Consider the following 14,181-nt stretch of genomic DNA (forward strand, 5'->3'; position numbering starts at 1 on the left):
AAGATCAATGACTGTTGAATTTATGCCGTTTCTGATGGTGTTCGTCGCGACTGTGTTCTCAACGCTGTTCGTGGTGCTGATGTTCTCGACCGGGGTGCGGTTGCAGTCCCTGCATGACGCGGCAACGGAGGAAGGCCTCAGCAAAGCGAAACGTCTCAAGGCCGGCTATTTCGCGTGCTACGCGGTATCCGGGCTGATCGTTCTGCTCGGTATCGCGTTGATCGTCCCGCCGATCCATAAGGCGCTGGGGTTCTGAAGCGCTGGGTTTCTGAAACGTTAGGCTCTAGCCGCGCGCAAGCGTTGAGGGCGGGTCACCGTGCAAGGTGGCCCGCCCTCAACGCGTCTACACCCGACATGTCCACAACGAGCGCAGCTACGCATCTACACAGCCACGCAGCGTGCCGACGTGTGGTTTGAGTGTCACCTCTTAGCGCAGGTCGATGAGCTGGTTGGTGATGCGTGCGGTCGCGACGAGTTTGTTGTTCTCGTCATAGATTTTGATGTCGTGGCTCGTGGTGGTTCGGCCGAGGTGGGCTGGTGTGCACACTCCGCGCACCCGCCCGGAAACACCGCCGCGGTGGTGGGTGATGTTGAGGTCCACGCCTACGGGGGATTTCCCCTGGAGCCCTGAGTCGACGATGTGCAAGGCTGCGGCGAAGGAGCCAAGGGTTTCAGCGAGTGCCGCGCTGGCTCCGCCGTGGAGGATTCCGGCTACCTGGGTGTTGGTTTCAACCGGCATGGTTGCGGTGAGCTCTTCGACCGTGAAGGTGTCGAAGACGATCCCGAGCTTGGTGACCAGTTCTCCGGGGCCATGATGGCGTAGGTATTCCCACGCTACGTGCGGGATGTTCGCTTCAGTGAGTTCGGTAGCGAACGGATGGTTCTCGTGGGTAGCTTGGGTGGTCTTGTTGGTGCCGCCCGTTTCGGGTTTTGAGCTTTTGTCAGTCATGGGCATTAGGCTTTCATGTGTGAGTGCCAACGCCAAGTCTTCTTCGTCTAAATCTTCGTCTTCGTCCGAATCCAAGCCGCGTTTGCTCGTTATCGATGGGCATTCGATGGCGTTCCGCGCGTTTTTCGCTTTACCTGCAGAGAACTTCTCGACTGCTACGGGCCAATACACGAACGCGGTTCACGGTTTCGTTTCGATGCTGCTGAAAATGATTGAGCAGCGGGAACCGACCCATGTTGCGGTCGCTTTTGACCTTTCTGGGCCTACTATCCGTTCGCAACAGTATGAGGAATATAAGGGCGGCCGCGCCGAGACTCCGCCGGAGTTCGCGGGCCAGATCGAGTTGATCGATCAGGTCATGGCCGCTATGAACATCCCTACGTTGACGTATGAGGGCTATGAGGCTGATGACATTCTGGCGACGTTGTCGACCCGTGGCGCTGCGGATGGTTTCGATGTCCTGGTTGTCTCTGGTGATAGGGACACGTTCCAGTTGATCAACGATGACGTGCTGGTTTTGTATCCGATGCGCGGCATTTCGGATATCCCGCCGATGGACGCTGCCGCGGTGCAGGACCGTTACGGGGTTCTTCCGCAGAATTACCCGGATATGGCTGCGCTGGTGGGGGAGAAGGCCGATAATCTTCCGGGTGTTCCCCGTGTGGGTAATAAGACTGCGGCTAAGTGGATCAATCAGTATGGCTCGGTTGAGAAGATCCTTGAGCATGCTGATGAGATCAAGGGCAAGGTTGGTCAGAGTCTTCGTGATCACATGGATGATGTGCGCCGTAACCGTGAGCTGAACGCTTTGGTTCGGGATCTGGATGTGGATCTCACGTGGGATGACATGCGTGTGCGTGAACCGGAGTGGGATCGCATTGAGGACTTGTTTGATTCGCTTGAGTTCAATACGTTGCGCCGCCGTTTGAACGACGTGATGGGCGGTTTGAGCGAGGAAGAGTCCCCGGCTGTTGAGTTGCCGAATGTTGTTTCATTCACTGACGCTGAGCAGATTCGTGCATGGTTTGAATCTGTTGCTGGCGCGGGCGCTGATGGTGCGCCTGTTGCCGCGGTGCGCGTTGAGCTGTCGGCTGAGCACGCGGTGGGTGAGGCATCGGATGTTCTGAGCCTTTCGGTCGCGGTGCTTCCTGAAGAGTCGGCGCAGGCTGAGGCGTTGCAGGTTGATCTTGCCCAGTTGGATGAGCAGGCTACCGATGCGGTGGCGGCCTGGCTTGCGGATGCTGAGCGGCCGAAGGTTGTGTATGACCTCAAGCCGATGCTGAAGGCACTGTGGGCGCGTGGCTTGCAGTTGTCGGGTGTGATCGATGATGTCGCGCTCTCGGCGTATCTGGTTCAGCCGGACCGCCGTGGTTATGCGCTTGAGGATCTCTCCCAGCAGCACCTGAAGCGCACGCTGGGTGAAGCAGCGGCACAGAACGCCGGCCAGCTTGATTTAGGCCTGGATGAGGACGGTGCGGCCGTGGATGGCCGCGAGGCGGAACGTGCAGATGTCACGTTGCGTCTGCATTCGGTGTTGCAGCCCATGCTTGTTGATCGTGAAGCTCAAGACCTGTTGACGCAGGTCGAGGTTCCTTTGGCGAGCGTTCTGGCGCGTATGGAGGCCACGGGTGTGGCCGTGGATCTGGATTCGCTCGATGATTTGATCGATAGCTTCACCCAGAACATGAACCGCGCCCAACAGCAGGCTTTCGATGCGATTGGGCACGAGGTGAATCTCAGTAGCCCTAAGCAGTTGCAGACTGTTCTGTTTGAGGAACTTGAGCTTCCTAAGACCAAGAAGATCAAGACCGGTTACACGACGGACGCGGCCTCGTTGCAGGATTTGTTGGTCAAGACGGGACATCCGTTCCTTGAGGCGCTGATGGCTCACCGGGACGTGGCTAAGCTGCGGCAGACTGTTGAAGGTTTGAAGAAGACGGTTGCCGCTGATGGGCGGATCCATACGACGTTCTCCCAGACAGCCGCGGCTACCGGCCGGTTGTCTTCCTTGAACCCGAACCTGCAGAACATCCCGGTGCGTACCGAAGAGGGCCGCCGGATTCGCGACATCTTCACGTGCGGTGACAGCGCGGAGCTACTCACGGCGGATTATTCGCAGATTGAGATGCGCATCATGGCGCATTTATCTGGGGATGAGGCGTTGATCCAGGCGTTCAAGGATGGCGAGGATCTGCACCGTTTTGTTGGCTCACATGTTTTCGATGTAGCGCCTGAGGATGTGTCTGCTGAGATGCGTTCGAAGGTCAAGGCGATGAGCTACGGCTTGGCGTACGGGTTGAGCCAGTTTGGCCTTTCGCAGCAGTTGGGTATTTCGGTTGATGAGGCCCGCACGCTGCGGAACGACTATTTCAAGCGTTTCGGTGCGGTACGTGATTATCTCGATGAGGTTGTCGCTCAAGCCCGTGTGGACGGCTACACCTCGACCCTGTTGGGGCGGCGCCGCTACCTGCCTGAGTTGCATAGCGATAACCGTCAGTTGCGGGAGATGGCTAAACGGGCCGCGTTGAACGCGCCGATCCAGGGCACAGCGGCGGATATCATCAAGCTTGCGATGCTTCGCATCCCTGCCGCGTTCAAGGACGCGGGCCTGGAATCGAAGATGCTGTTGCAGGTCCATGACGAACTGATTTTCGAGGTCGGGGACGGTGAGCAGGAGAAGGTGCGTTCACTCGTAGTCGAGATCATGTCCAGCGCGATGGAATTGTCTGTTCCTTTGGATGTGAACATCGGTAGCGGGCGCACATGGCACGCCGCAGCACACTAGCGGCCGCCTGGCAAAGATTGAGTCTTTCACGGAAGATAGTGATCCACAGATGTTGGTCTGGAGTTGGAAATGAGTAGTGGCGCGGTGAATCAAGAGCGGTTCAGGGTTGTTCGGCATCGCCCGGACGGACCCCTGGGTAGCCCGGATCCGGTGACTGAGGCGTTCATTGAGGCGATGGCCTTAGGGTTCTTGGATGGGCGCCGCACGCAAGAGGAGATGCAGGGCAAGGTTGACCGTTTCCGTCAGGACCGTTCTCTGTTGACGATGGTTCATGATGACAATCAGCCCTCGATCGCACTGGATGCGGATATTCCCGTTGCGACGTTCGCGGAGTTCCCTGGCCAGCTGTGTGTGCGTGAAGGTGTCCTCGTTGATACGCATATGGTCACTGAGGTGACGGTGCGGACCTCGCACCGTCGTCGTGGTTTGTTGACCAAGATGATGCATGCCTCTTTCGATCGGGCTAAAGAGGCCGGGCGTCCGTTGGCGGCACTCACGGCGACCGAGGGCGTGATTTATGGCCGCTTCGGTTTTGGCGTTGCAGCGCATACCGGCACGTGCCGGGTCAAGGTTCTGCATGGTTTGCGTTTGCGGGCTTCTGCGATCAAGGCGATCGAGGATTCGGGTGTGCGCGTTGTAGTGCCCTCCTGGGAAGAGATGCCGGCGGTTCACCGTGAGTCTTCTGAGGCCTATGTCAAACGGACACCTGGCCAGGTTGCGCCTGTTTCTTCGCAGCGGCGCCGCGCCGCCGGCATCAGTAACTATTTGGCGGAGCCAGGGGAGAGCCACGATTTGCGTCCGCTGGTTGCGCTCGGTCCCGACGGTACAGTGCGAGGGCACGCGATGGCAGAGTTCTCCGGCTGGGATTCCCGCCCGTTCACGTTGAAGGTTCATGAGCTGATGGCCGCGGATCCTGTCGCGGAGCTAGCTTTGTGGCAAGCGTTAGGTGCCACAGACCTGGTTGAAGAGCTTTCGGCCGATTCGGTGGTTGCTGATCACGCGCTGCGTGTCGCGTTGATCAATGGCCGCGATGTGGTTGACGGTGTTACGCGCGATGCCCTGTGGCTGCGGGTTCTCGATGTTCCAGAGGCTATGCGTGCCCGCGGACTCAGCAGTGAGGGCTCCGTGGTCCTGGACGTCTCTGACCCTCTGGGGTATGCCCAGGGGCAGTTCCTGATCGAGGCAGACGAACATGGAACGAGGGTTACCGAAGCGCCGGAAGCTACTGATGGTTCCGGCGCGGATGTGCCGCACTTGAGCCTGGATGCGGAAGCGTTGGCTGCTCTATACCTTGGTACGTGCCGTGTAGCTGATCTGGTGGCTAGCGGGCGCGCCCAGGCTGATGGGGCCGACCTTGAAGCGCTTCACTTGTTGTTTCACTCGAAGGTGCCTCCGATTAACACAACCCACTTCTGATGTTCCGGTTGCCTGGTCATGATGGGCAGGGTCTTGATGATGGGGTCTTGACATTGGGCAGAGCCCTGCCGCGTGGCAGCAGTAAAAGAAGCTCATACTTCATTGACTGAATTATCCCCATAGCATAGACTTGGTTGAGTTGTGCACTTTGCGTGCCATCACGCGTGCGCAATTCCATATTGTTCACTACTTCAGAGCAGCACACTTTGAGCGAAACATTCGCGGCTGTTCTGACCGATTTACTATCCGTAACGGAGCCCCTACTACATGACCACTACGAACCCGGATCAGACCGGACTCCCGCAGGTCGCAGTCAACGACATCGGTTCGGAAGAGGAATTCCTCGCCGCTATCGACGCAACCATCAAGTACTTCAACGATGGCGATCTCGTTGAAGGTGAAGTCGTCAAGGTTGATCATGACGAAGTTCTGCTGGATATCGGCTACAAGACCGAGGGTGTAATCCCGTCCCGCGAGCTGTCTATCAAGCACGATGTAGACCCTAGCGATGTCGTCGAGGTTGGCGACACGGTTGAGGCACTTGTCCTGACGAAGGAGGACAAGGAAGGCCGTCTGATCCTTTCCAAGAAGCGCGCACAGTACGAGCGTGCTTGGGGCGATATCGAGAAGGTCAAGGAAGAAGACGGCGTCGTTACCGGTACCGTCATCGAGGTTGTCAAGGGTGGTCTCATCCTCGACATCGGCCTGCGTGGCTTCCTGCCTGCTTCCTTGGTTGAGATGCGTCGCGTCCGCGACTTGGCTCCGTACATCGGCCAGCAGCTTGAAGCGAAGATCATCGAGCTCGACAAGCACCGCAACAACGTTGTTCTCTCCCGCCGCGCATGGCTCGAAGAGACCCAGTCCGCGGTCCGCACCGAGTTCCTCAACAAGCTCGAAAAGGGCCAGGTTCGCGAGGGCGTTGTCTCCTCCATCGTCAACTTCGGTGCATTCGTTGACCTGGGCGGTGTTGACGGCCTGGTTCACGTATCCGAGCTGTCCTGGAAGCACATCGACCACCCATCCGAGGTTGTCGAGGTTGGCCAGAAGGTTACCGTCGAGGTCCTCGAGGTAGACATGAGCCGCGAGCGTGTTTCCCTCTCGCTCAAGGCAACCCAGGAAGACCCATGGCAGACCTTCGCCCGCACCCACGCACTGGGTCAGGTTGTACCTGGTAAGGTCACCAAGCTCGTTCCGTTCGGCGCGTTCGTTCGCGTTGAGGACGGCATCGAGGGTCTGGTTCACATCTCCGAGCTCGCTGAGCGTCACGTTGACCTCGCGGAGCAGGTTGTTCAGGTGGGCCAGGAGATCTTCGTCAAGGTCATCGACATCGACCTCGAGCGTCGCCGAATCTCGCTGTCCCTCAAGCAGGCCAACGAGGGTGTTGACCCAGAGGGCACCGAGTTCGACCCTGCTCTGTACGGTATGGCCGCAGAGTACGACGAGGCCGGTAACTACAAGTACCCAGAGGGCTTCGACCCAGAGACCAACGAATGGCTCGAGGGCTACGAGACTCAGCGTGCAGAATGGGAGCAGCAGTACGCTGCAGCCCAGGCCCGCTGGGAGGCTCACAAGAAGCAGGTCGCAGAGGCAATCGAGAAGGACGCAGAGGCCGGCGCACAGCAGGCATCCGTTCCAGCTCCAGCTTCCTACTCCTCCGAGGACCAGAGCGACGCCGAAGACAGCGGCACGCTCGCATCCGATGAAGCCCTTGCTGCACTGCGTGAGAAGCTCACCGGCAACAAGTAAGCGAATCATCCGCCCCGCGAGCGCGGCACAGACACGCTAGCGGGGTAGATAAACCAAGAGGGCGGTTCCGAAAGGAACCGCCCTCTTGGCGTATCTGAACCCGTTTGACGTATCTCAACCGTCTTACAGCATCCAGTGGGCTATTACAGTATCCAGTGGGTTATTCAGTTATTCGGCGGACAGGGGCTAGTTGTTGCCTTCCTCGGCGTCGAGGGTGGCTACCTGGATGGTTTGTGGGCCTTCGTTCGGGCGGATCAGCATACCGCGGCCGGCAGGGAAGTGGCGCGGCCGGATGCGCCCGATGATCGGGCCTTCGCTGCTATCGCCGTCCATGAGCAGAGTCACGGCACCGGCTTCACGCAGTGATGCGAAGAACGGCTCATACATGGTGCGTGATGCGCCACGGACGCGACGGGTGAGTGCCACATGCAAGCCGATGTCGGTGCTCATCGCGAGGAATGGGGTGAACGCGTGAAGCGGTGAGGCCGCCCCTGCGGTGAGGACGTCGTAGTCGTCCACGAGCAACACAATCCGCGGCCCTTCGAAGCCAGCCTTCTGTTGGGCGAGCGGGTCGGCTTGCACACGGGACTGCACCTCTTTGACCACCGCAGCGGTGAGCTGTTCAGCATGCATCGAGGTAGCTGCGTATCCGCCGAGGTATTCCTCCGGGATCGCGTTCTGCAGGTCACGGCGCGGATCAAAGACCGCGAACACGAGCTCTTCTGAGCTGTATTGGCTCATGAGTTCGTGGGCGAGCAGACGCAACAGGCTCGTCTTGCCGGCTTCCTCATCCGCGAGTACCGCAAGGTGCGGTTCGCGGCCGATGAAGTCCAGGTAACGGATCGCCTGATTGCGTTCCATAACACCAAAGCGCAAAAGCCCCGGAGTTGATGAAGGCGGCAGCTGGTCCACGTTGATGTGGGTCGGCAGCAGGCGCACGGTGCGCGGGGTCTGCTCGCGATAGTGGAGTTTGACGTACTCGACCGCTTCCCTGAACGCCTTGGTGAGGCCGTCATCGCTTGGCTCGTCATCGATACGCGGTAGCGCGATCTGGCCGATACGGCCGTCGATGTTAAAGCCACGGCCCGGCTTGTTCTTAGGCAGGTGCGCCGCGGTCTTGGAGCCGTGCATCGAGTCCGATGGTTCGGTCAGCCGCATCTCCAGCCGGGTTCCGAAGAAGGATTGCTGCGCCATCCGGACTTCGTTCCAGCGGGTGGCTGTAGCGATGATGTGGATCCCGTAGCCGCTACCGCGGGTCAGGAGAGAGTAGAGCGAATCCTGGAGGTCTTCAAACTCGTCGATCAAACCACCCCAACCGTCCACGAACACCACGACGTCACGCACATCGAGTTCGGGGTGGCGGCCGGATGCGAACATTTCACGCATCGTGGAGACCGAGTCGATGTGGAGGGACTCAAACAGCGCTTCGCGTTCGGTCAACAGGTCAGTGACTTCCTCCAAGGTTCGCCGCAACGCTTCGCGGCGTGTGCGCACGGCGACGCCGGCAGTGTGCGGAAGGCCCTCTATTGCGAGCAGGCCTGAGCCGCGCAGATCCAGACCGTAGAGGGTTATTTCGCGCGGTGAGTTCTCCAAGGCCAGCGAGAGCGCGATCGTGCGCAGAAGCGTGGACTTGCCGGTTGAAGGTCCGCCGAGGATCGCGATGTGGCCGCCCGAGTGGGCTAGGTCGAGTTCCCAACGCCCTTGCCACTGGTGCGCTGGGTCATCCAGAATCCCGATCGGAACCGGGAGGCTGTGCGATGTCTCCCCGGCGAGCTGGCCCGAAATCGCGGCAGGTTCCGGCGGCATCGAGAGCGCTTGATCCAGGGTGACCTTATCCGGCAAAGGCGGAAGCCAGATGGGGTCGGTCACGGCGGGGTACTTGCTCATCATGGCAACGGATGCGCTCAAGACGGTGGGCCCTTCGGCATCCTCATCATCCGACTGGGTGGCGGGCTTCGCGGCTTCCGCTTCGTCCTCGGCCTCGTCATAATCCTGGGCCATGGTGATGAAGTTCTGTGAATAGAACTGATCGATCAGCACGACGGGTACGGTGGGTTCCTTGGTCACCTCATCTTCTGCGGTTTCGATCGCTAGCGGGCCAGAGACGTAACCGGCTTTGAACTGCTCATACACGGTTGTATCCACTTTGAGGTAGCCGTAGCCAGGCAGCGGCGGCAGGTGGAAGGCGTCCGTGGTTTCGAGCACGGTGCGGGATTCAGCTTCAGAAAGTGTGCGTAGACCGAGCCGGTAGGACAGGTAGGTGTCGAGGCCGCGCAGCTTGCCTGCTTCGAGGCGCTGGGAACTGAGGAGCAGATGCACACCGATCGAGCGGCCAATACGACCGATCGACATGAACAAGTCGATGAAATCGGGTTGCGCGGTCAGTAGCTCACCGAACTCGTCAATCACGAGGAACAGGTGCGGCATGACCGGCAGGTTGCGGTTGCGGCGACGTGCCCGCTGATAGTCGGTGATGGAGGCGATGTTGCCTGCGGCTTTCAACTGTTCCTGACGCCGTAGTATCTCACCTTCAAGGCTCGCATAGATGCGGTCCACGAGCGACACATCGTCAGCGAGGTTGGTGACGATACCGGAGACGTGCGGGATGCCCTTGAACGGGGCGAAGGTCGCACCACCCTTATAGTCGACCAGAACCAGGTTGAGCTGTTCAGGGGAGTGGGTCAAAGCCAAACCGAGCACCAGTGTTCGCAGAAGCTCGGACTTACCCGAACCCGTTGCGCCTACGCACAGCCCGTGCGGGCCCATACCGTGCTGGGCGGCCTCCTTGATGTCCAGGCGAACAGGCTTGCCTTGCTGATCCAAACCGATAGGCACGGTAAGGAAGTCAGGGCCGAAGTTCGGCTCCCACGCCGCCTGTAAATGCGATTCGTTGAGCTCCTTGAGGCCCAGCAGTTGAGTGAACTTCATACCGGCTTGCTGCTCGGAGTGCTCAAGGGAATCGTGAGAGAGCCGCAGCGGGGCCAACACGCGGGAGATTGACTGGGCTAAGGCAACATCGGAATCATCCAAAACACCCTTGAGACGTTGTGCTACGGAACCATCAGAGTCCAGACGCTGAACCTCAACTTCCGCGGCGGCCTCAAGGTCCACCTCGCTGGCCGCGGCATCGTTCCTAAACCCGGCCCAATTACCCAGACCAGCCCAACTACCTATGCCAGTCTTACTACCCAGGCCCGCTCTGCGGCCTCGTCCACTTCCGTTATCTTGCCCAACATTGTTGTTGTGGACGGCCCTGTTGCTTTGTACGAGGCGTGCTGACACATCGCCGGGTTCTTCGAGCTGATTGCGTAGCGCGTGGATGACGGTGATGCCCATCATCTCTAGGTCCGTTGCGGTGCCTGCACTGAAGTTCTCTACCGGGCCACTATGCCGCAGATCGACGATGAGCAGACGCGGCTGGTTGAGGTTTACAACGGTGTAGTCCGCTGGTGTGCGCCGTAGCTCAGCGGTCGCCTGGTAGCGGCGCTGGATGTTGCTGCGCAGCAGAGATGCCAGCTCCGGCATCGTCTCGCAGATGCGTGGCACGGGGCCGAAAGCGGTTGGTTGGTCTTGGTCGAGAATGTGGGGGAGCCTGCGCACCCACTCCCACTTATCGCGGTGAACCGGCGGCACGAGGAACGCGAGCTGGAGGTCTTCAGGGGAGTGAAGCGCAACCGCCTGCAGGACCAGGTTGCGGATCGCTTGATCGCAGAACTCGCTATCCCCGATGACTGAGACCGTGTGGTCGGCGCCCAGGTGAACCAGCAACGGCATGTCTGGGGTCGTGGAGAAACGGTCTTGGAGAACATCGAGTTGCTGTTCGAGGTGAGGGTCGGTGCTTTCTAGTGACTGGTCTTCGCCTTCAAGGCGGAACTCGACGCCCGTGGCATCGCCGATGCCGCATCGAACATTGAGGTAGTCGCTGTGTTGGCGGCGCCGCTCCCACAGCCGCGATGGGGTGAAGATCAACTCGACGAGTGCGTTGGTGCGCGGGTCAGTGATTTGGGCTCGGGAACGCCGTTCGTCTTCTTCTGTACGCAACTCGTGGTGGCGTTCTTCGAGGTATTCAAGGTAGTTGTCGCGCAACTGTTTGCGGCGGCGGGTCTGTTTACCGTTTTGCGAGGTCATCATGACGATCGCGCCGATCACGGTCACGATCATCATGAGCGCTCCAACCGCCGCGAAAGGGGAGCCCCGGAACAGCATCATGACCGTCATCGAGCCAGCCATACCCAAGAGTGGGATGAGGCCGAGGAACCCCATGTTGCCGGCTCCACCGTCTTCGATCAAGGGCGGGCGGCGGACCGTCTCAAGCTCGGGTTCCGCTGCGGGTGGCTCGGAGCGGGCCGGGCGGTGGAACAGTCCGTTGTCTTCCAGGGCAGTCAGGGATCGGTTGTGTGTGGTCATGATGTAGCTTTCGCGACGGAGAGCACGGTTGCCCCGAGCTGGGCCACTTGCAGGCGCTCCCGTTCTGAGAGCAGCTCCATATTCAAACGGCCACCGGTGGCGACGTGAGCGTCAAAGCTCAGTTCTGGCAGGTTGGTTTTACGGCTGATCGGCAAGTGGGAACGCAGGTTGGTGTGACGCACGGATTGTTTGGTGAGTCTGACTTGCCGCTTTGATGCGTGGATGCTGTCAACCATGACTGGCACCAGCGCTACGTGCGGGTAGCTGTGGTGAATGTAGTTACAGAAGGATTCGGCAACATCGACCGCTGCCGGGTACATCGGGATCGGAACGATCAGCGCGTGCAAGCCCGGATAGAAGGCGTGCATCACGTGATCGCTCATCGGCAGGTCAAGGAGCGTAACCGCAGCAGTCTGGGACAAGAACTGGAAGGTGTTCTGCATCAGGGCTCTGTCATCGAGCCGCTCGTCGCTATCTCCCCACGGCAAGAAGCGCAGGTGCCGGGAGATCTCATCAGAATATGTATGAAAGTGCTGGTGGACAGGAACATCCCTTTGGTTCATGAGTTCAGAGAGCCTCTCAAGCCCTTTGTCCTCACTCACCTTTCGCGGGTTGCGTGGCCCGAGCCTGCGTAAGGTGGCGCCGTCACGGTTGAGCACATCTACCACGAGCGTGGGTTCTTTGCGGCTGTCCGCTAACTGATGCCCCAACAGAGCCACAGTTGAGCTCGCACCGGAGCCTCCCAGGGGGCTCGTGATGCCGATTCGGCGGCCCGTGAGCACCGAGGTCTGGCAGCCTTTGAGTGCCCGCTGGTAGGCCTCCGGGAACGGGTCTGACACCACCAGGTTCACGACCGAGCGCGTCGCGCGAACCCACCAGGAATCTCCAGGCGTGGTTGTCGTGTACCTAGGCACCGCGGCTTTCTTCTCGGGGCGGGCCGGGTTCCTCTTTCTCAAGGGATTGGCTGGCATCGTGGACTTAGAGTACATTCTCGGGCCTTTCACCTTTCCTGCGGGCTACTGACCGGTAAAGGACTCGATCAGGCGCGCATACAGTCCGAACGCGCCCACCAGGACAGGGAAAATAGACAAGGTCAGCAAGGTTTCGAAACGGCGGGCCGTTAGACGCAGGCCCGCGGCCACATGCTCTGGCATACGCCATAGCGGCTGTGTCAGGATCACGACGATCAGCAGGGCGAGCGTCAACGGCATGATCCACACCGGTATCGAAACGGAGGACAAGCTCACCCAGAACACACCGCCGACGATCGCGGAACCCAGCATGCAGGTTCTCTCTGCAACCAACGGCATGTGGCGGGAACGCAAGGACACTAACGCGATCGTGATCAAAACGAGCGCAGTGACCCAGGGATCGTTCCTGGAAGGCCCTAGCAGGAAGACTGCTGTGAGCATCGTGAAGCACATGAGCCATATCAAGATGGCCATGCCGGCGTGTGCGCGCCTCACGCGTGAGGCTACGTCGCTGCGGTAGGGGCGTTTGCCGTCGGCGAGGTCATCATCCACACGCGTGAGGCCGGACAAGATGAGGGCGATGCGGGGAATGATGCCAACCAGGATGCCGCTGATAGTGAGCATCCAGAGCCCTAGATGCATGTCGCCAAGGTTGAGGATGAAACCTAGATACCACACGCCCACTGTCATGAGCGAGGCAATACCTGTAATGAGTGCTGTTTGCCACGCCCTGTGGTTGATCCCAAGGGCTAGAAGTGTGGCTGCGATCCACGCGTTGACGATCATCCACCCGAGGAACGGCTCGGGTTCGGCGAAGAACACTGTGAGGGTCAGAAGGGCTGCCGAGACAGTGGTGAGTTCGATGTCGGTGCGCCACCAGCGGTGATCGATAGCCGTCATCGCGATGAGAGGAAGGACCGTTGCGGTGAGTCCCCAGGTAAGGAATGTTGCGCTACCAGGGTCCGGTAGAAGGCTGAGCGCTAGTGGCACCGCGAGCAAAACGAGAAGTGCTGTGCTGAGTAGCCGCGATTTTGAGAAGCTCACCGTGGCAGATTGCCCCGCCGTGAGTTCGGCGCTGGTGTCTGCGAGGTCGTAGACAACCGGGGAGCGGACGACCTCGTCGCGGCGATCTAGCCGGATGAGAGCGCCGTCAGTGATTTTCGCGTCAGCGAGGGTTTCGTGGAGGGCGAGGCTACCGCCACCCACCGGGGTGAGGGTCAGCTCTTGTGGGGCGGCTTTGTTGCCGGCGCGGGTGTGTCTGAGGATCTGCGGGATGAGCTCGCCAACGCTGACACTTGCCGGCAGGAGCATTTCTATGTTGCGGTCTGTAGCTAAGACAGTGACTCTGCGGTATCCGGTGCTCACCATGGGGCAACCTCGCCGACAGTGCGCTCTATTGAAATGGGTGTCTCGGTGGGTGTCGAGGCGCGATTCATACGTTCGTTTTGTTCTTTAAACAGGTTGGAGATAAAGGAGAAGCCGACGCAGCCGGCGCAGATGAGGGCCGCGATGATCAGTCCGATCACGATGTGTTTGATTCCGGAGGTGAATGTGCGTCGGCGCCGGTCGTTGCCGTATAAGAGTGCGAGGCTGAGTCGCTGCCGACGAACAGCTACTGATTCGAGAATCTGCTCGTCATGGTTCTGCATGGTTCTCCTTTAGCGCATTCACAGAAGCAGAGGTGATCGCGCGGCCGATTATGCATGAGTCATGTTACAAGCAGCTTAAGGACGGCCAAAAGTAGTATGACGCGAACTCCTGTGTGTCTCCGATGTGTCTCATGTGCTGGCCTGTTGTTTCAAGGGCTAGCGCTGATTGTTTGATCCTGTTGTTGCGAGTCGCGGCTGAGCTTAACGTTATTTCAAATTTCTAGAGTTTTCGGGTTTTTGGGGTGTTTTCTGGTGGTG

Annotated in this window: 9 protein-coding genes; 4 read left to right on the forward strand and 5 right to left on the reverse strand. The window is 59.4% G+C overall.

All coding sequences use genetic code 11. The annotated features are described in order from the left end of the window. Positions 1-7 precede the first annotated feature (7 nt). Positions 8-256, forward strand: a complete 249-nt coding sequence (locus HMPREF3160_RS00630; RefSeq protein WP_035757634.1) for a hypothetical protein — start codon at positions 8-10, stop codon at positions 254-256. A gap of 171 nt (positions 257-427) precedes the next feature. Here HMPREF3160_RS00630 and HMPREF3160_RS00635 read toward each other — a convergent pair whose 3' ends face one another. Further along, entirely contained in the window at positions 428-949 is a 522-nt protein-coding gene (locus HMPREF3160_RS00635; RefSeq protein ID WP_035757738.1) for a hotdog fold thioesterase, read from the reverse strand. Positions 950-968: 19 nt separating this feature from the next. Here HMPREF3160_RS00635 and polA point away from each other — a divergent pair, with 19 nt between their 5' ends. From polA to rpsA, 3 genes are all read left to right on the forward strand, one after another. Then, positions 969-3,734 carry a DNA polymerase I gene (gene polA / locus HMPREF3160_RS00640; protein WP_370977316.1) on the forward strand — a complete coding sequence of 922 codons (2,766 nt, stop codon included), beginning with the start codon at positions 969-971 and terminating at the stop codon, positions 3,732-3,734. Between the two features lie 150 nt (positions 3,735-3,884). Further along, positions 3,885-5,150 carry a GNAT family N-acetyltransferase gene (locus tag HMPREF3160_RS00645; protein WP_070506439.1) on the forward strand — a complete coding sequence of 422 codons (1,266 nt, stop codon included), beginning with the start codon at positions 3,885-3,887 and terminating at the stop codon, positions 5,148-5,150. 267 nt (positions 5,151-5,417) lie between these two features. After that, a complete protein-coding gene (gene rpsA, locus HMPREF3160_RS00650; RefSeq protein WP_070506441.1) occupies positions 5,418-6,896 on the forward strand; it encodes a 30S ribosomal protein S1 in 1,479 nt (492 codons plus the stop codon). Between the two features lie 186 nt (positions 6,897-7,082). On the opposite strand, the gene eccCa is transcribed toward rpsA, so the two are convergent. The 4 genes from eccCa to HMPREF3160_RS09925 form a co-directional block, all read right to left on the reverse strand. Further along, entirely contained in the window at positions 7,083-11,303 is a 4,221-nt protein-coding gene (gene eccCa, locus HMPREF3160_RS00655; RefSeq protein ID WP_070506444.1) for a type VII secretion protein EccCa, read from the reverse strand. Continuing rightward, a complete protein-coding gene (locus HMPREF3160_RS00660; protein ID WP_141739759.1) occupies positions 11,300-12,217 on the reverse strand; it encodes a hypothetical protein in 918 nt (305 codons plus the stop codon). Before HMPREF3160_RS00660 ends, eccCa begins: the two co-directional genes overlap by 4 nt. A gap of 102 nt (positions 12,218-12,319) precedes the next feature. Beyond that, positions 12,320-13,642: an EsaB/YukD family protein gene (locus HMPREF3160_RS00665; protein WP_070506446.1), complete on the reverse strand. Its 1,323-nt coding sequence runs from the start codon at positions 13,640-13,642 to the stop codon at positions 12,320-12,322. Then, the gene (locus HMPREF3160_RS09925; RefSeq protein WP_070490869.1) at positions 13,636-13,923 is read right to left on the reverse strand and encodes a hypothetical protein; all 288 of its coding nucleotides are present in this window, start codon (positions 13,921-13,923) and stop codon (positions 13,636-13,638) included. Before HMPREF3160_RS09925 ends, HMPREF3160_RS00665 begins: the two co-directional genes overlap by 7 nt. Positions 13,924-14,181: the final 258 nt, after the last annotated feature.

It is taken from the genome of Arthrobacter sp. HMSC06H05 (assembly GCF_001807395.1).
Classification (GTDB): domain Bacteria; phylum Actinomycetota; class Actinomycetes; order Actinomycetales; family Micrococcaceae; genus Pseudoglutamicibacter; species Pseudoglutamicibacter albus.

Bases quoted from the DNA above. Each gene is read 5' to 3' on its own strand.
- rpsA (WP_070506441.1), top strand. From the start codon at position 5,418: ATGACCACTACGAACCCGGATCAGACCGGACTCCCGCAGGTCGCAGTC.
- HMPREF3160_RS00635 (WP_035757738.1), bottom strand. From the start codon at position 949: ATGACTGACAAAAGCTCAAAACCCGAAACGGGCGGCACCAACAAGACC.
- HMPREF3160_RS00630 (WP_035757634.1), top strand. From the start codon at position 8: ATGACTGTTGAATTTATGCCGTTTCTGATGGTGTTCGTCGCGACTGTG.
- HMPREF3160_RS09925 (WP_070490869.1), bottom strand. From the start codon at position 13,923: ATGCAGAACCATGACGAGCAGATTCTCGAATCAGTAGCTGTTCGTCGG.
- HMPREF3160_RS00665 (WP_070506446.1), bottom strand. From the start codon at position 13,642: ATGGTGAGCACCGGATACCGCAGAGTCACTGTCTTAGCTACAGACCGC.
- eccCa (WP_070506444.1), bottom strand. From the start codon at position 11,303: ATGACCACACACAACCGATCCCTGACTGCCCTGGAAGACAACGGACTG.